This is a genomic window from Edaphobacter bradus (assembly GCF_025685645.1).
Classification (GTDB): domain Bacteria; phylum Acidobacteriota; class Terriglobia; order Terriglobales; family Acidobacteriaceae; genus Edaphobacter; species Edaphobacter bradus.
Window position 1 is genome coordinate 1,012,864 of sequence record NZ_JAGSYF010000001.1, and the last position, 16,966, is coordinate 1,029,829.

Genomic DNA, 16,966 nt, shown 5'->3' on the forward strand with positions numbered 1-16,966 from the left:
GGTTGCTGACCGGGGCTTTTCTATTTACTCGGAACTACGGCGGGGTTGGGTTCTGCGGGCCTTCTTGACCGGCGGCGCTGCGCTGGGCGGGTGAACCTTGCCGTTTCCGCCGCCGACATGCTTCTGCTCGGGAGTTTCGACGACGGCGCGCATCCAGTAGTTCCCATCTCCATCGACCTCGATGCCGTGGACCTCGCGCTCGAAGCCTGGGAAGCGCTTGCCGAACTCCTCGGTGGCGAGGATGAGGCGGATGACTGGGCTTTCAGGCCCACCGAGGCGCTCGCCGGGCATGCACATGGGGATGCCGGGAGGGTACGGAACGAGCATGACGGCGCCGATGCGGCCGTGCATCTGGGTGAAGCGAATCTTCTCTGTCTCGTTGCGCAGGAGCTTCTGGTAGGTCTGCGCGGGAGTGAGGACGGGGTCGAAGTCCTCGTCGCAGGCGTCGCCGACGAGCGTGGGGAGGTTGAGCTCGATCATGGCTGCGTGCATCTGGTCGGAGAGCTCTTTGAGGGTAACGTTGCGGTAGCGGGTGGGGTACTTGGCGACGAGTTCGGGGAGGGCCTCTTCGAGCGGGGCCTCGCTGTCGTAGAGGCGCTTGAACTCGAAGAGGTTCTCGAGAAGTGAGCCCCACTTGCCCTTGGAGGTTCCGACGGAGAAGAGGACGAGGACGGTGTAGTCGCCGGTGCGGGCGATCTCGACGCGACGGGAGTCGAGGAACTCGGTGAGGATGGCGGCGGGGATGCCCCAGTCGCTTACCTGTCCCTGCGCGTTGACTCCGGGCATAAGGATGGTGACCTTGGTGGGGTCGAGCATGCAGTAGCCGTCGGCAATGTCTTCGTCCTGGAAGCCGTGCCAATCCTCGCCAGGCTTGAGGGTCCAGCAGTTGGGATTCGAACCGAGCAGACCGTCGGGGGTCTCCTCAAAGACGTGCGTCTCGCCGGTGTGAGGATCGGTGACCTGCTCCGGCTGGAAGAGGCGGAAGAACCAGCCTTCGCCGTTTTCGGCGCGGCGGAGACGATGCGCGACGGACGACATGGCCTTGCGGAAGCTGATGGCGTCGTGGATGGTCTCGTACATTAGCGTGGGACCGGCGGGCTCGTCCATCATGGCCGCGGCGACGTCGAGCGACGCGATGAGCGGGTAGAAGGGCGAGGTTGTGCCGTGCATCATGAAGGACTCGTTGAACTGGTCGAATTCAAGCGGCGCGCGCGGGCTGAGCTTGATGTGGACCATTGAACCCATCGAGAAGGCCGCAAGCATCTTGTGGGTGGACTGAACGGAGAAGATGGTGGGGCGATCAGGCACGTCGTCGGGGACGTCCATGGCGAAGCGGCCGCGGTATATCTTGTGAAACTTGGCGTAGGCGTACCAGGCCTCGTCGAAGTGGACGCGGGGCACGGACTTCGACAGCTCTTCAACGACGCGATTGACGTCGTAGCAGAGGCCGTCGTAAGTGGAGTTGGTGACGACGGCGTAGGTGGGGTTCTGATTGGCGACGCCCTTGGTGAGCGGGCTCTTGTCGATGAGGCCGCGGATGAAGTCGGGAGCGAAGCGCTTGATGGGGACGAGGCCAATCATGCCATAGCCGTTGCGCGTGGGCTTCATGTAGACGGGGCGCGCGCCGGTGACGGTGAGGGAGTGGCAGATGGACTTGTGGCAGTTGGCGTCAGCGAGGACGATGTCATCCTGCGCGATAACTCCGTGGCCGATAATCTGATTGGAGGTAGAGGAACCGCCGAGGACGAAGAAGGTCCAGTCAGCACCGAAGATGCGGGCGGCGTTGCGCTCGGACTCTCCCGGAGGACCGAGGTGGTCGAGCCAGGAGCCCAGCTGTGCGGTGGAGATGCCGAGATCGGAGCGCAGGAGGTTCTCGCCGAAGAAGCGCTGGAACTCCATGCCGACGGGGTGCTTGAGGTAAGCGACGCCGCCCATGTGGCCGGGTGCGTCCCAAGAGTAGGCGCCCTGGTCGGTGTACTTCTTGAGTTCGCGGAAGTAGGGCGGGAGAAGCTGCTCGTGGTAGCGCTCGACGGCGAAGTCGACGCGATTCGCGATGAAGGCGGGCGTATCGCCAAAGAGGTGGATGTACTCGTGCACCTGCTTAACGACTTCGAGAGGCAGTTCGCTGACGAGGGTGCGGTCGGCGATGAGGAAGATGGGAACCTTCTTGTTGCGGTGTCGGACGGCGCGGAGCACCTTGAGCGCCGCGCGCTCGTCGAACTGGCCCTCGCCTTCGAGGTCCCAGTCGAGGAGGATTGCGGAGTGCGAGGGGTCGGAGGTAACGAGAGACAGACCATCCTCGGGAGTGGATGTGCGGATGACCTCATAGCCCTCTTCTTTGATGGCCCCGACGAGTCTTTCCATAGCGCGGTCTGAGACCGACTCTGTTCCACCCACTTCACTTGCAATCAACAGAACCCAACGACCTTCGTTCATTCCACCTCACACTTTCCAGCAGACAGTTTATAGCGATTTTGGCGCACGGAAATTTACTCGTACGCGAATAAGACGAGAATTTGACGGACGAAGTTTTACACAGTCAGAAGCTCGAGCGCGCCCTTGGATTTGAGGTCTTCGGCGACCCAGCGGCCGAGGGTTTCTGCGGAGGTGGAGAGCGAGGCTTCGGTGTCAATCTGGACCATCGATTCGCCGTCAGGAGCGATGACCTGGGCGAACATGCGCCACTTGTTGTACTCGGGAACGCAGTGCGCGCCGATGGGGAGTGAGCAGCCTCCTCCGAGTGCGTCGAGAGTGACGCGTTCGGCCTCGACGGCGAAACGGGTCTCGGCGTGATCGAGGAAGGCGATCGCCTCGCGGATGAAGATGTCGCGCTCGGTGTAGGAGGAGCGAGTCTCAATGGCGAGGGCGCCCTGGCCGGGAGCAGGACAAAGTTCGGCAGGCGAGAAGCGTTGATGGACCCACTCCGTGCGGTCGAGACGTTCGAGGCCCGCAGCGGCAAGCACGAGGGCGTCACACTCGCCGGCGGCGAGCTTCCTGAGGCGCGTATCGATGTTGCCGCGGATGTCGACGAACTCGACGTCGGGGCGGAGCGCGAGAAGCTGTGCGCGGCGACGCGGGCTTGTGGTGCCAATGCGTCCGTGCAAAGGGAGGGCGTGGAGCGCCCAGTAAGGCTCGCAGACCCAGGCGTCACGCGCATCGGCGCGCCTGGGAATGGCGGCGAGGGTGAACTGAGGAGCGAGCTGCGTTGGCAGGTCCTTGAGCGAGTGGACAGCGATGTCGATGCGGTTCTCTTCGAGGGCCTCTTCAATCTCCTTGATAAAGATGCCCTTGCCGTCGAGGTTGGGAGGCGTGACGAAGCTGGCCTGCTGCATGTGGTCGCCCGTGGTCCGGATGACGTCGATCTCGGCGGCGTGGCCAGCTTCGCGGAGTGCTTCGAGAATGTGGTTAGCCTGCCAGAGCGCAAGCTGGGAGCCACGGGAGCCGATGCGGATCGGAGCCTTCACGTTGCTGCTTTCGGTACTCATGTCTTGTTTAGGATACGGGATTTTGGCGAGCAAAAACGACCACTGCGGGAAATCGGAGCGTCGTTTTTCAGGCCAGCTTTGCCTTCTGACGAAGTTCGTAAGGCTTAGTAAAACCGAATGCCAAATCGTAGGAGAGCGTCGCTCAACAATGGGCGACGCTTTCTCCGATACAGCCAATCAGAGCGGTACTAGCGGTGACCGCCTCCGCCACCGTGGAAGCCACCACTGCTTCCTCCATGGAAACCACTACTGTTGCCACCGCTGAAGCCTGCCGATGAGTGGGCGGGCACGGCGCCGTGGACGTATCCGCCTCCAGCTGCGCGACCTCCAACGTAGCCTCCGCGGTATGGGTAGATGCCGCTACCATAACGGCCATAGATAAAGCCTCCGCCGTGGATGTAGTAGGGCGAGTAGAAGCCATATCCGAACGGGTTCCAGAAGAGGCCGTCGCCGGGGAGCCAGGTGTAGCCGTATGGTCCGCCTGCCCAGTACCAGCCGGGATAGAATCCGGGATATCCGGCGTATGCTTCGGCTAGATTGACGTTCGCCTCGCCGAGATATTGCGACCGTAGGCTGCTCCAGTTGTAGAGATTGTCCTCTGCTTTGCCCTTGTTGAAGTGCTGCGACTTAGCTGGCTCGCCGTTGAGCGCGAGTTGATGGCCGCCCTTGACTTCGATGGGCTTGATGCCAGTGTGGGGGCCGGCTCCCGGATAGACTGCGGCCTGTCCGTCGAATACCCGAACGGTCGAGTCGTCAACGTCGAAGCCGTAAAGACCGTTCTTCAGCAGCTGCGTCTGGCCGTTCGGCATGTCGACGAGAAGAACGTTCTGTTTGTAGATCTGATCGACTTCAACATCTGCGCGGCCCTGCACGAGCTTGACCTCGGTCTGCGTGAGGTTGGGAGAGACCATCCGGACGGTGGTATTGCCTCCGAGACGGAGGAAGACACCGGGCGTCAGCAGGATCTCCGCCTTACCGTTGGCGGTGGACAGCGTCTGATCGGTTTGAAGCTCGGTGCTGCCGATGGAACTGGAAGTGAGCTGGTTGCCCTCGATGGACGCCTGCCCTTCTATGTAATTGAGAGTCCCTGGACGGGCTGGGTTCGCATTCTGTCCGTACGCGAATGCGCTCAGAGTCGCCAGGGAAAGTAGGAGTACCGTTAACCTTGGCATCGTAGAACCTCTGTTGTTTAGATGTTCTCGATGCAGAAAAGTCACAGTCGTACTATTGCAGAGACTAGGGTTAGGAGCGCCGTCGACCGCGACTATTCCTGCGGTTCCGTGTTGCCCTTATCGCTCAGCGCGGCTTGACGAAGGGCGACAAGCTGCGGGTGCAACAGCTTTGCAGTGAGCGAGCGTGTGAGTGAGTCGACGAGCGCCTGCTGTTCGGGCGTGAGGGTAGCCAGCCTGGATTGCATGCGCTTGAGTTCTGCTTCCCGGATGGCCTCAGCGTTCTGTTGAAGAGCGAGAATTGCGGGCACCGCGTCGCGGGCTTGCAGACGCTTCTGGTATTTGTCCACTTCCCTGCTGACGATGGTCTCTGCGGCCTGCGCTTCGCGGCTGCGGTCGGCGAGGTTGGCCTGGGCGACCTGCTGGAGGTCGTCGATGTCGTAGACGAAGCAGCCTTCGATCTCGTTCATCCGCGGATCGACGTCGCGGGGGACGGCGATGTCGATGAAGAACATGGGGCGGTTGCGGCGCTGGTGGAGGAAGTGCTGGCCGTTGGAGCGGCCGAAGATCTTTTGCGGAGCGCCGGTGGAGGTGATGACGATGTCGGCGCGCGGGGCTTCGGCGTAGAGGGAGTCGAACGAGAGGGCTTCAGTGTGAACGCCGGAGCCGGCGAACTGCTCGGCGAGGCTGTGCGCGCGGGACTCGGTGCGGTTGGCGACGAGGATGTTGGAGGCTCCATGCTGGATGAGATGACGCGCGGCAAGCTCGGACATCTTGCCAGCTCCGACGAGGAGGATGGTCTTGCCCTGGAGCGAGCCGAAGATCTTGCGGGCGAGATCGACGGCGACCGAAGCAATGGAGACGGAGCTCGAGCCGATCTGGGTCTCGCTGCGTACTTTCTTGGCTACGGTGAAGGCGCGCTGCAAGAGCGCGTCGAGCGGGCCGGAGAGCGCGCCGACCTCGCGGGCGACGGTGTAGGACTCCTTGACCTGGCCGAGGATCTGGGGCTCGCCGACGACCATGGAGTCGAGCGAGCTGGCGACGCGAAAGATGTGACGGATGGCCTCGCCTTCGCGGAGTTCGTACAGATGCGGCTGGAGGCTCTGGGGCGGGAGGGCGAAGTACTCGTGGAGGAAGCGGAGGAGGTCGGCGGTCTGGGTGGGCTGGCCGTTCTCCTGCAGAGTGAGAAACTCGACGCGGTTGCAGGTGGAGAGGATGAGGCCCTCGCGGATGCCAGGCTGGTGGACAAGGGTGCGGGTGGCGTCGGCGAGGCGCTCTGAGGGGATGGCGAGGCGTTCACGGACCTCGATGGGGGCCGTGGTGTGGTTGATGCCAAGCAGCACGAGTTTGGGGGGCGGGCTCATGGCGCGGCGAACCTGTGTACGGCGGAAAACTGGTTGGCGGCCCAGACGGCGAGGACGACGAGGAAGACGAAGCCGGAGAGATACACGGCGCGGCGTCCTCGGAGGCCGGAGTGGCGGCGGATGTAGATCATGCCGATGTAGGCAATCCACATGGCAAAGGAGAGCAGGACCTTGGTGTCGAGAAAGTAGGACGGGCCTATCGTCTGCTGGGCAATGAGCGAGCCGATGAGCAGGCCAGCGGTCATGCAGGGCAGGCCGAATAGGAGAGACTTGAGCGCAATCTGATCGGTGGTTTCAAGCGGCGGAAGCCACGATGCGCCGGGAGCGGAGTGCTTCGATTTGAGGCTTCGCTCCTGAATGAGATAGAGCAGCGAGGCAAGCAGCGAGAGAAGTAGCGCAGCGTAGGCGGCAAGCAGAAGCGCGATGTGAAGGAAGATCCAGCCAGTGTGGAGTTGCGGGAAGGGGGTGCTCTCCTGGCCTGGATGGAAGGCGGGCACTAGGCCGAGAAGGAAGCAGAGGGGAAGGATGAAGACGCCGAGCGAGACGGTCCTGTATCGCGAGAAGACGAGCAGGAAGGCGAGGGCGAGGATGAGGCCGAGGAGCGAGAGTGTCTCGTGGGTTTCAACGGGAAGGCGGTGGTGAGCGGCGTTGAGGGTTTCGGCGAAGGAGACGAAGTGGAAGAGCAGCGCGGCGACGGCGGCTGGAACAGCGATGTGCCGCCAGCGGGGGCGGTCGTAGAGCGCAGCGGGCAAGACGGCCAGCGCTGCGATACCGTAGAAGAAAACTGCGACTCTGAGCCAAACAAGGGACATGAGGAGAGAGCGGGTTCGCGCGATTCCGGCGAATCCTCAGTATATCGGGTCTTAGGGCATTGAGGTGTGCGGGTGCGGTATTCTGGCCATTCTGCAATGGCACAAGAGACAACAGGCATTTTGAGCGGGGAGATGGCGAATCTTTCGCCGGCGATGCGGCAGTACCGGGCGGCGAAGGACGCGCATCCGGATACGCTGCTGTTCTTCCGAATGGGGGACTTCTACGAGCTGTTCTTTGAGGACGCTATCGTTGCGGCGCGAGAGCTGCAACTGACCCTGACCGCGAGGGACAAGGCGAAGAGCGTGCCGATGTGCGGGGTTCCCTACCACGCGTCGGAGAGCTATCTGCAGCGGTTGCTGCGCAAGGGTTACAGGATCGCGATCTGTGAGCAGATGGAGGACCCGAAGCTCGCGAAGACGGTGGTGCGGCGCGAGGTGACACGGGTCCTGACGCCGGGGACGGCAGTCGATCCTTCGCTGGGGGCCGAACAGAGCAATTATCTGGCTAGCATTGTGGTGACAGGCACGGGCAAGGAGACGGCTTGCGGGCTGGCGCTGCTGGATCTTTCAACGGGGGAGTTTCGAGCGACGGAGTTTGCTGGCGCGGGCGCGTGGGCGCTGATAGTCGATGAGCTGGGTCGGGTGAGGCCGGTGGAGCTGCTGTATGGGCAGGGGCTGCTGGGGTTGAACCCTGGTTCGAGCGGTGTTCTTCCCACCCTTCGCGATGAAGCTGCGAAGGATGGGGCACCCGGAGATTCGAGGCGGGGTAAGAACCAGGATGATGATGCCAGCGCTGGGTTGGACGCGATTCGGACGAAGACGGCGGTGGAGGAGTGGGTGTTTACGGCGGAGTATGCGCTGCCGTTGCTGCGGAACCACTTCAAGGTGCATTCCCTAGATGGCATGGGGCTGGGCGGGCATGAGGCGGCTGCAGTGGCAGCAGGAGCCCTGCTGCACTATATGCGCGCAACCAAGCAAGGGGGCCTCGAGCATCTGGATGGGCTGCGGTTCTATGAGCGGTCAAGTTCGCTTGAGTTGGATGCGGTGAGTGTGCGGAACCTGGAGCTTGTGGAACCGCTGTTTTCCGGCGAGAGCGCGCAGACGACTCTGTTCTACACGCTCGACGCCTGCTGCACGCCGATGGGAAAACGGTTGCTGCGGGCTACGCTGTTGCGGCCTTCGAGTGAGCTGGCTGAGATTGAGGCTCGGCTTGAGGCAGTGGCTGAAGCTGCTCGCGATCTTCGGCGGCGCGAGGGTGTGCGGCGGGCGATGGATGGGGTGCTTGATCTGGAGCGGCTGCTGGGGCGGGTGGCGCTCGACTCAGCCGGGCCTCGCGAGGTGGTCGCGTTGGCGGCCACGCTGGGGTGTCTGCCGGGGTTGCGAGAGGCAGTGAAGGAGTTTGCAGCGGAGCGGTGGCAGCGGCTTTGTGCAGGCTTCGATGCGATGGAGGATCTGCACGAGATGATCGTGCAGACGATCGTTGAGGGGCCACCGGTCTCACTGGGCGACGGCGGGGTGATTCGCGAGGGTGTGGACAAGGAACTCGATGAGCTGAGAGAACTGAGCCGGAGCGGACGGCAGGCGCTGGCGGCGATTGAGGAACGCGAGCGTGAGCGCACGGGGATCGGCTCGCTGAAAGTGCGGTTCAACAACGTCTTCGGCTACTACATCGAAGTGACGAAGGCGAATGCGAAGGCCGTGCCCGCGGACTATGAGCGCAAACAGACGCTGGTGAACGCCGAGCGGTTTACGACTCCTGAGCTGAAGGAGTATGAGACGAAGATCCTGACTGCGCAGGAACGCAGCGGCGAGATCGAGCGAAGATTGTTTGCGGAGTTGCGGCGGCAGTTGCTGGATGCGGCGGGACGGATGCGCGAGACGGCGCGGCGCGTGGCGGAGATCGATATGTTGGCGTGCTTCGCGCACCTGGCGGCGCTGCGCGGGTGGGTGCGGCCTGAGGTCGAGGCGAGCGGAAGGCTGGAGTTCGTGGGGGCGCGGCATCCCGTGGTGGAGCGGCGGCTGGAGGAGTCGGGCGCGGGAAGGTTTGTGCCGAACTCGGTATATCTGGACGCGGACGCTGGGCCTTCGGTACTGCTGATCACTGGGCCGAATATGGGGGGCAAGAGTACGTATCTGCGGCAGGCTGCGCTACTGGTGGTGATGGCGCAGTGTGGGTGTTTTGTTCCGGCGGAACGGATGCGGCTGGGGTTGGTGGATCGCATCTACACGAGGATTGGGGCGAGCGATAACGTCGCGCGCGGACGGTCGACGTTCATGATGGAGATGACGGAGACGGCGGCGATTCTAAATACAGCGACGTCGCGGTCACTTGTCCTACTCGACGAGATGGGACGTGGGACGGCGACGTATGACGGGCTCTCGCTGGCTTGGGCCACAGTGGAGCATCTGCACGACCGCATCGGCGCGCGGACATTGTTCGCGACGCACTACCACGAGTTGACACTGCTGGCCGAGAGGCTGGAGCGTCTGAAGAATCTGCGCGTGACTGTGAAGGAGACGGTGGGCGGGATCGTGTTTCTTCACACCGTTGAAGCGGGGCCGGCGAGCAAGAGCTATGGTATTGAGGTCGCAAGGCTGGCAGGACTTCCTGCAGGCGTGATCGGACGCGCGCGTGAGGTGCTGAAGCTGCACGAGCGTGCAGAGACGCAGCAGGTGCGCGAGGCTGCGCCTGATCGTGTTCCTGCCCTGCAAATGACGATGTTCACGCCGCTGTCGCAGCGGATCGTGGACAGGATTGCCGAAGTGGATGTGGATGGGCTTACTCCGCGCGAGGCTCTGAATCTGCTGGCTGAGCTGCAGCGGGAGCTGAAGGGATGAAGACCAGGGCGCGACAGACAAAAAGCGGATCCTTCGACTTCGCCTCTGGCGATGAAACTGCGAGAGGCTTCGCTCAGGATGACACTTCCTTTTTGAGGCTTACGCGATGAGTAAGGCAATGGTGGTGGCCGGGGTGATGAGCGGGACCTCGGCAGATGGCGTGGATGTTGCGCTTTGCAGGATTGCGCCTGGTGCGGGTGATGCGCCTCTGCGGGTGAAGTTGATTGGGCATGCGGCGTTTGGGTATCCGAAGGCTTTGCGCGCGGCTGTGCTTGCGGCGATGGATGCCCGTGCGATGTCGGTCGCGGATATGTCGCGGCTGAACTGGCGGCTGGGTGAGGTATATGCCGATGCGGTGGAGGCGGCGGCGAAGCAGTTTGGCGTGAAGCTGGGGTTGGTGGGCTGCCACGGGCAGACGGTGTATCACCAGGGCGCGGCCTCGCGGTTTCTGGGGAGCGAGGTACGATGCACGTGGCAGATCGGTGAAGCCAGCGTAATCGCGGAGCGTTTGCGCGTGCCGGTGGTGAGTGATTTTCGTCCTGCAGATTTGGCGGCAAGTGGGCAGGGCGCTCCGCTGGTGCCGATGCTGGATTATGTGATGTTCCGGTCTGCGACGGTAAGCCGGGTGCTGCAGAATCTCGGCGGGATTGCGAACCTGACGGCGATTCCTGCGGGAGCTTCAGAAGAAAGCGTGATGGCGTTCGATACCGGGCCGGCGAACATGGTGATCGACGGGTGCATGGTTAGGCTGTTTGGGCGCGGGTATGACCGTGGCGGTGCTGTCGCTCGTCGCGGACGCGTGATTGATGCTGTGGTGGAGCGGGTTCTGCGGCAGAAGTACTTCTCTGCCCTGCCTCCGAAGAGCTGCGGGCGCGAAGAGTTCGGGGATACGTTTGTCGAGCGGTTTCTTGCGATGTGCCGAAAGGCGGGAGCCACGGATGCCGATGTCGTGGCTACAGCTACTACACTGACCGCGCGCTCTATCGTGGAGGCGTACGAGAGATTTGTGTGGGGGCATCTGGGGCAGACGGCTCCACTCGCCACTCGGATCGAGTATGTCGTCGCAGGTGGTGGAGCGAAGAATGAGACGCTGATGCAGATGCTTCGGGATGGGCTGGAGCCGCTTGGGGTGAAGGTGCGGTTGATGGAGGAGCTTGGGATTCCGGCGCAGGCGAAGGAGGGAGTGGGGTTTGCTCTGCTGGCCTGGTTGAGCTGGTTTGGGCTACCGGGGAATATTCCGAGCGCTACGGGAGCGAAGCGGGCTGTGGTGCTGGGGAAGGTTACTCGGGGATGAGGGATTCGAAGGCGAAAGGCAGATCGCGGTCTGCGCGAAGATGGGGCAGCCGATTTTTTGGCACGGTAATTTTGGCGGCTTGCATTGGATTGCTGGGGTGCCGTTCGCGCGTGGATGATCCGCGCACGGTGGTAATGATCATCGAGAGCAGCCCGAACAATCTTGATCTGCGGCAGGGGACGGATGCGCAGAGTGAGCGGGTGGGTGGGCAGATCTTTGATGCGCTGGTGAGGAAGGATGAGCACTTCAACCTAAAGCCGTGGCTGGCGACTAACTGGGAGCAGCCCGATGCGCTGACGTGGGTGTTTCATCTGCGCGACGGGGTGCGTTTTCATGACGGGCGGCCGCTTGAGGCTGCGGACGTGGCGTGGACGATTCGCAGCATGATCGATGGCACGCTGGTTACGGCCAAGGGCGGGGCGTTTGCTTCGGTGGACCGGGTCGACACGCCGGACAGGCTCACGGTGGTGGTGCATCTGAAACGGCCCGATGCGGGGCTGCTCTTCAATATGAGCGATGGGCTCTTTGGTGTGGTTCCGCGCGGCGCGGGGAGAGATTTTGGGCTGCATCCGGTGGGATCGGGGCCGTTCCGGTTTGTGAGCGCGGTACAGGACAAAGAGGTCGTGGTCGGACGGAACGCGAATTACTGGGCGGGGGCTCCGAAGATAGAGCGGGTTCGTTTTCAAGTGGTGCCGGATACGATTACGAGCGCACTGGAGCTGCAAAAGGGTTCGGCCGATCTGGCGAGCAATGTGGTGACGCTCGATATGGTCCATACGCTCGAGAGTGTGCCGAACCTGAAGGTCGAGTCGGGGCCGAGCTCAGCCGTGATCTACACGAACTTCAACGTGCAGGACCCGTTGCTGAAGGACAAGCGCGTGCGGAAGGCGATTGCATGCGCGATGGACCGGCAGGCGATCGTCGATGCAATCTGGCGCGGGCAGGCTCGGCTGGCCGATACCCTGCTTCCTGTGGGGCATTGGGCCGCGGCGAGCGATGCGGAGCTGGCGCAGTATCCACATGACGTGGGGCGGGCGGAGAGGCTGTTGGATGAGGCGGGCTTCCCTGCCGGCAAGGATGGCGTGAGGCTCAGGGTTACGCTGAAGACTTCGACGGACGAGACGACGCGGCTGATGGCGGTGGTGTTGCAGCAGCAGTTGCGCGCGGCAGGGATTCGGCTGGAGATTCGCTCGGCGGAGTTTGGAACGTTTTACTCGGACGTTACGAAGGGCGCGTTTCAGATGTATGCGCTGCGGTGGATCGGGTCGAACGAAGACCCGGACATCTTCCGGTACGGGTATGGGTCGGAAGCGTTTCCTCCGAAGGGAGCCAACCGCGGGCACTATTCGAATGCGCGGGTGGATGCGCTGCTGAAGGCCGCGGCAGGCGAGTTGTACCAAGCAAAGCGGCGCGAGGACTACGTTGAGGTACAGAAGATTCTGGCCGACGAGCTGCCGGGGATTCCGCTGTGGTATCCGAACAATGAGGTGATCCACACGCGGAGAATCGAGAATGTGAAGCTACGGGCTTCGGGGAACTTTGATTTCCTGCGGGAGGCGTGCGTGCGGTAGGGCTGCTTGAAACTAGCTTCACTGCGTTGGTTGCCCCCCAGGGATTCGAACCCCGATTGATCGGTTCAGAGCCGACTGTCCTACCATTGAACGAGGGGGCAAAGCTTGAGTTTGCAAGCCGTTGAATCGTGAGCGGGGAGCTCACGGCTGCCTTATTGAGTGTACGAGGTGACGCGCTCCGGGTCAACCCTGCGACGTAGAATCATGCTATGACCGATACGACGACGGATACGATTGCGAAGCTGTTTCTTGAGTACTCTGACAGGAGACTCGGGCAGCTGACCACAGACCTGAAGGCGTGCCTCGGCAGGTTGACCGATGTGCAAGTGTGGGAGCGACATGGCGCGCACGAGAACGCCGTGGGCAACCTTGTGCTGCACATGTGCGGCAACATGCGGCAGTGGATCATGCATGGCGTGGGCGGCGCAAAGGACGTACGCGAACGCGACAAAGAGTTCAGCGCAGACGGTGGCCGGAGCGCGGCAGAGTTGGCCGAGTTGTTCGAGGCCACAGCGGCCGAGGCCCGCAAGGTGATCGCCTCAGTGACAGCAGTGCGGCTGACTGAGAGGATTACGCCTCAGGCACGCGAAGTGAGCGTGCTCGAAGCAATCAACCAGGTGGTAGGCCATGTGCAGTGCCACGTGGGCCAGGTGGTTGTTCTCACCAAACAGATGACGGGGAGAGACCTGGACCTGAGCATCCCGAGGCCTAGGTAGGAACAGAATCGGCTGTAATCGGAGATCGGCAACCTGATGCATCTTGTAAGCCAGAAGAAACGTCCATGTGGTAGAAAAGACCGGCGCAGCAACCCGCGCTGAAGGAGATTCATGAGCACCGTGCCGCACTTGGAGACGAAGAGCTATGACGCTGATTCCTTTGCCACCCACGCTCTCTCCTCCGCTGAGAATCTGTCAGCGGTGCTCGATCATACCCTGCTGAAGCCGGATGCGACGCGAACTCATGTGTTGCAACTGTGCCACGAGGCGGCCGCGCACCGGTTCGCCTGCGCGATGGTGAATCCGGCGTGGGTCTCGCTGGCAGCATCGGCGCTGACCGGCACGGGAGTTGCGGTTGGCGCGCTGGTAGGGTTTCCTCTGGGGGCGACGCTCTCGGCCTCGAAGCGGGATGAGACGACGCGGGTACTGAAGCACGGGGCCCACAACATCGACATGGTGATGAATGTCGGCCTGCTGAAGTCAGGCAACGCAGCCGACTATGAGGCTGTCCGGCAGGATATCCGGGGTGTGGTAGAGCTGGCTCACGGGGCCGGGGCGATCGTAAAGGTGATTCTTGAGACCTGCCTGCTGAGCTTTGAAGAGAAGCTACGGGCAAGTGAGCTGGCGTTGAGCGCTGGGGCGGATTTCCTGCAGACGAGCACAGGGTTTGCAACCGGCGGGGCCACGGTGGATGACGTCGCACTGATGCGTGGCGTGGCGGGCAACCGGGCTGGGGTGAAGGCGTCTGGCGGTATTCGGTCGCTGGCCGATGCCGCGGCGATGCTGCATGCCGGGGCCTCGCGGATCGGGTCCAGCGCGAGCGTCAGGATCGTCTCCGAGCTGACGGGCGACCACAATGTGACCGGCTCGAATGCCAACCCAGGGTACTGAGGCGTAGCGGCATCTGCCCCTTGGAGCTCATCTTCTCCCTGACTTTCCGACGCTGTAACCCCCGCCGGGTCAATCTGACTCGATACCCCCTGACGCACATAGGCCCCGAGTAGTATCATCGGCTCTTCGGGATGCCCACTGTCGACAAATCCAACCGTACTGACACTCCGGGTTCGCCGACGCCGGAACCTGTCCCGGAGCAGCACTTTGAGGGCGACTACCGCCCCCCGGCACAACCGGGCGAGGCCGCCGAGAAGCCGGTCAATATTCGCGTCGAGACCCCGCAGGTCGAGTTCCTGCACCGGCTCGCTGACGCCCTGAATACAACGCTCGACCTGAATACCCTGATGCACCGCGTAGCGGACCTGGTGCGGGCGGTGATCGACTACCAGATCTTCGGAATTCTGCTGCTCAACGAGCGAACCCAAGACCTCAGAATGCGCTTTCAGATCGGCCATACGGCGGAGATCGAGCGAGTCCGCGTCAAGCTGGGCCGAGGGATAAGCGGGACGGCTGCGCTGGAACGGAAGTCTATTCGGGTGGACGATGTACGGACGTACGAAAACTACATCGACGTCAATCCGAAGGTGCGGTCGGAGCTTGCGGTTCCCCTGATTGTCAAGAACCGCGTTATTGGCGTGCTGGATATCCAGTCGGAGTCGGTGGGCTACTTTACCCATGAGCACCAGCGGCTGCTGGAACTGACAGCCTCCCGCATTGCGGGCGCGGTGGAGAACGCGCGGCTTTACACGCGGGTCGCGCGGCAGGCTCAGACGCTGACGGTGCTCAACGAAATCTCCCGCGAGATTACGAGCATCCTGGATGTGGATGACCTGCTGGAGCGAATCGGGCTTCTGCTGAAGCGCGTGATCGACTTCCAGATGTTCACCATTCTGCTGTGGAACGAGCGGACCCAGCAGCTTGAGCACCGCTTCTCTTCCCGGTATGGCGAGCGCGTGACACGCGAGCGCACGGTCTCACTCGGCCAAGGGATTATCGGATCGGCAGCGCAGCTTCGCGAGCCGATTGTGGTGCCAGATGTACGCAAGGACCCGCGCTATCTTGCTCAAGCCCCGGAGACGCGGTCCGAGCTATCCGTGCCGCTTATCTACAAGGGTCAGATGATCGGCGTCCTCGACCTGGAACACACGAAGTTGAACTACTACAACGAAGACCACCTGCGCACGCTTTCGACTCTGGCGGCTCAGGTTGCGATCTCGATTGCGAATGCACGGCTGTACCAGCGCATCTCCGAGGAAGAGCAACGGCTGGAGCGGGACCTGGAGATGGCACGCAAGGTTCAGATGCGCCTGATGCCACGGCATTCGCCAAAGCTGGAGCATGCGGAGATCGCGGCGAGGTTTATGGCGGCGCGGTCCATCGGGGGCGACATCTACGACTTTCTCGACTATGGGCCGGGGCGCGTGGCGCTGGCCGTGGGCGATGTGAGCGGCAAGGCAGCTCCTGCGGCGTTGTACGCGGCGATGCTGAGCGGGATACTGCGGTCGCTTGCTGCGCAGCACCTGTCGCCCGCGGCTCTGCTGACGGCGCTGAACGATCAGCTTCAGGAGCGCAAGCTTGATGCGCAGTACGTGGTGATGCTGATTGCGCTGTGGGACGACTCAAACCAGACGCTTCAAATCGCCAATGCTGGGTCGGTCCAGCCGCTGTTTGTTTCAACCTCGGAGAACGCCACGGGTGCGCCGGAGATTGAGGTCAAGACGATTCAAGCGGAAGGCTTTCCGTTGGGACTCTTCCCCGACGTCCAGTACGAGGAGTTCACCATCTCGACGAGGCCCGGTGACGCGATTGTCTTTCTCTCGGACGGGATTACGGACGCCGAGAATGCGTCCGGAGAGATGTTCGGGACGGAGCGGCTGGAGGCTGTGCTTGCCTCGCAGCACCACTCCTCGGCGGCTGCCACGGTGGAGTGCATTGTGAAGTCGGTCTCGAACTTTCAGTCGGGCACAGAGCACTTCGACGACGAGACGCTGGTTGTTCTGCGAGTTCTCTAGCACGACGCACTGAAACTACTTGCAATTCGCCTTTTATTCGCTACAATTCCAGCATGGCAATTACGCGGCGGCAAAAAGAGGTCCTCGACTTTCTGTCCAGCTTCACGCAGAAGAACGGCTACTCTCCCTCTTACGAGGAGATCGCCAGCGGTCTCGGCCTCAGTTCGCTCGCCACTGTGCACAAACACGTCACCAACCTCCAGAACAAAGGCCTGCTGCAGCGCGCGCATAACCGCAGCCGCTCCATCGACGTGCTTCCCTCCCGCTCCAAAAAGAGCTACGACCGCCTCCCACTGGTCGGCCGCATCGCCGCCGGCAAGCCAGTCGAGGCCATCGAGACCGCCGAGAGCATCTCTCTTGGAGACATCATCGGCAGCCGCGAGGTCTTCGCCCTTGAGGTCCGTGGCGACTCCATGCGCGACGAGCACATCGTCTCCGGCGACTACGTCCTGGTCGAGCGGACCCGCACCGCGCGCGAGGGAGAGATCGTCGTCGCCCTCGTCGACGGAGCCGACGCAACGCTGAAGCGTTTCTACCGCGAAGGCAGCATGATCCGCCTCCAGCCCTCCAACACCGAGATGGCCCCCATCTTCGTCCCGGCCTCCAACGTCAGCATTCAGGGCAAGGTTCTCGGAGTCCTCCGCAAGTACGCATAACACCCTACGCAGGCACTTAACCTCTGCTTCCGCACGGCTTTTCCATACGTCAAAAGACGTACCAGCTCTATTACTCCCGCGGCTTAAACTTTCCACGGAACTATGCGGGGCACTCCTGCGTAATCCATCTCCGAAGCGGCAATTTACTGGGAGCT

General features: G+C 62.3%; 12 protein-coding genes and 1 tRNA gene. 7 read left to right on the plus strand and 6 right to left on the minus strand.

From position 1 onward, the window contains the following. Positions 1–24: 24 nt before the first annotated feature. From OHL16_RS04280 to ccsA, 5 genes are all read right to left on the minus strand, one after another. Positions 25–2,436 carry an Orn/Lys/Arg family decarboxylase gene (locus tag OHL16_RS04280; RefSeq protein ID WP_263365822.1) on the minus strand — a complete coding sequence of 804 codons (2,412 nt, stop codon included), beginning with the start codon at positions 2,434–2,436 and terminating at the stop codon, positions 25–27. 95 nt (positions 2,437–2,531) lie between these two features. Next, entirely contained in the window at positions 2,532–3,485 is a 954-nt protein-coding gene (hemC, locus tag OHL16_RS04285) for a hydroxymethylbilane synthase (RefSeq protein ID WP_263365823.1), read from the minus strand. Positions 3,486–3,673: 188 nt separating this feature from the next. Continuing rightward, positions 3,674–4,657 carry a FecR domain-containing protein gene (locus OHL16_RS04290; RefSeq protein WP_263365824.1) on the minus strand — a complete coding sequence of 328 codons (984 nt, stop codon included), beginning with the start codon at positions 4,655–4,657 and terminating at the stop codon, positions 3,674–3,676. Between the two features lie 92 nt (positions 4,658–4,749). Then, on the minus strand, positions 4,750–6,018 hold the full coding sequence (gene hemA / locus OHL16_RS04295; protein WP_263365825.1) for a glutamyl-tRNA reductase: 1,269 nt from the start codon (positions 6,016–6,018) through the stop codon (positions 4,750–4,752). Then, positions 6,015–6,830, minus strand: coding sequence for a cytochrome c biogenesis protein CcsA (ccsA, locus tag OHL16_RS04300; protein WP_263365826.1), 816 nt, complete (start codon positions 6,828–6,830; stop codon positions 6,015–6,017). The genes hemA and ccsA overlap by 4 nt, the downstream gene beginning before the upstream one ends. 132 nt (positions 6,831–6,962) lie before the next feature. On the opposite strand from ccsA, the gene mutS reads away from it, so the two are divergent. From mutS to OHL16_RS04315, 3 genes are all read left to right on the plus strand, one after another. Next, positions 6,963–9,668 carry a DNA mismatch repair protein MutS gene (gene mutS, locus OHL16_RS04305; RefSeq protein WP_263365827.1) on the plus strand — a complete coding sequence of 902 codons (2,706 nt, stop codon included), beginning with the start codon at positions 6,963–6,965 and terminating at the stop codon, positions 9,666–9,668. Between the two features lie 106 nt (positions 9,669–9,774). After that, on the plus strand, positions 9,775–10,962 hold the full coding sequence (locus OHL16_RS04310; RefSeq protein ID WP_263365828.1) for an anhydro-N-acetylmuramic acid kinase: 1,188 nt from the start codon (positions 9,775–9,777) through the stop codon (positions 10,960–10,962). Positions 10,963–11,096: 134 nt separating this feature from the next. Beyond that, positions 11,097–12,533 (plus strand): ABC transporter substrate-binding protein, encoded by a 1,437-nt coding sequence (locus tag OHL16_RS04315; RefSeq protein ID WP_263366231.1) that lies wholly within the window; start codon positions 11,097–11,099, stop codon positions 12,531–12,533. A 27-nt stretch (positions 12,534–12,560) separates the two neighbouring features. On the opposite strand, the gene OHL16_RS04320 is transcribed toward OHL16_RS04315, so the two are convergent. After that, positions 12,561–12,634 (minus strand) — tRNA-Gln (locus tag OHL16_RS04320). 108 nt (positions 12,635–12,742) lie between these two features. On the opposite strand from OHL16_RS04320, the gene OHL16_RS04325 reads away from it, so the two are divergent. The 4 genes from OHL16_RS04325 to lexA all read left to right on the plus strand — a co-directional run bounded on the left by OHL16_RS04325 (position 12,743) and on the right by lexA (position 16,811). Continuing rightward, positions 12,743–13,249, plus strand: a complete 507-nt coding sequence (locus OHL16_RS04325) for a DinB family protein (RefSeq protein WP_263365829.1) — start codon at positions 12,743–12,745, stop codon at positions 13,247–13,249. Positions 13,250–13,360: 111 nt separating this feature from the next. Continuing rightward, positions 13,361–14,140: a deoxyribose-phosphate aldolase gene (gene deoC, locus OHL16_RS04330; RefSeq protein WP_263365830.1), complete on the plus strand. Its 780-nt coding sequence runs from the start codon at positions 13,361–13,363 to the stop codon at positions 14,138–14,140. A gap of 131 nt (positions 14,141–14,271) precedes the next feature. Continuing rightward, positions 14,272–16,155: a SpoIIE family protein phosphatase gene (locus OHL16_RS04335; protein WP_263365831.1), complete on the plus strand. Its 1,884-nt coding sequence runs from the start codon at positions 14,272–14,274 to the stop codon at positions 16,153–16,155. 53 nt (positions 16,156–16,208) lie between these two features. Next, on the plus strand, positions 16,209–16,811 hold the full coding sequence (lexA, locus tag OHL16_RS04340; protein ID WP_263365832.1) for a transcriptional repressor LexA: 603 nt from the start codon (positions 16,209–16,211) through the stop codon (positions 16,809–16,811). The last annotated feature ends 155 nt before the right edge of the window (positions 16,812–16,966 follow it).

Coding starts and splice junctions, on each gene's coding strand:
- OHL16_RS04280 (WP_263365822.1), bottom strand. CDS start 2,436: ATGAACGAAGGTCGTTGGGTTCTGTTGATTGCAAGTGAAGTGGGTGGA.
- hemC (WP_263365823.1), bottom strand. CDS start 3,485: ATGAGTACCGAAAGCAGCAACGTGAAGGCTCCGATCCGCATCGGCTCC.
- OHL16_RS04290 (WP_263365824.1), bottom strand. CDS start 4,657: ATGCCAAGGTTAACGGTACTCCTACTTTCCCTGGCGACTCTGAGCGCA.
- hemA (WP_263365825.1), bottom strand. CDS start 6,018: ATGAGCCCGCCCCCCAAACTCGTGCTGCTTGGCATCAACCACACCACG.
- ccsA (WP_263365826.1), bottom strand. CDS start 6,830: ATGTCCCTTGTTTGGCTCAGAGTCGCAGTTTTCTTCTACGGTATCGCA.
- mutS (WP_263365827.1), top strand. CDS start 6,963: ATGGCGAATCTTTCGCCGGCGATGCGGCAGTACCGGGCGGCGAAGGAC.
- OHL16_RS04310 (WP_263365828.1), top strand. CDS start 9,775: ATGAGTAAGGCAATGGTGGTGGCCGGGGTGATGAGCGGGACCTCGGCA.
- OHL16_RS04315 (WP_263366231.1), top strand. CDS start 11,097: ATGATCATCGAGAGCAGCCCGAACAATCTTGATCTGCGGCAGGGGACG.
- OHL16_RS04325 (WP_263365829.1), top strand. CDS start 12,743: ATGACCGATACGACGACGGATACGATTGCGAAGCTGTTTCTTGAGTAC.
- deoC (WP_263365830.1), top strand. CDS start 13,361: ATGAGCACCGTGCCGCACTTGGAGACGAAGAGCTATGACGCTGATTCC.
- OHL16_RS04335 (WP_263365831.1), top strand. CDS start 14,272: ATGCCCACTGTCGACAAATCCAACCGTACTGACACTCCGGGTTCGCCG.
- lexA (WP_263365832.1), top strand. CDS start 16,209: ATGGCAATTACGCGGCGGCAAAAAGAGGTCCTCGACTTTCTGTCCAGC.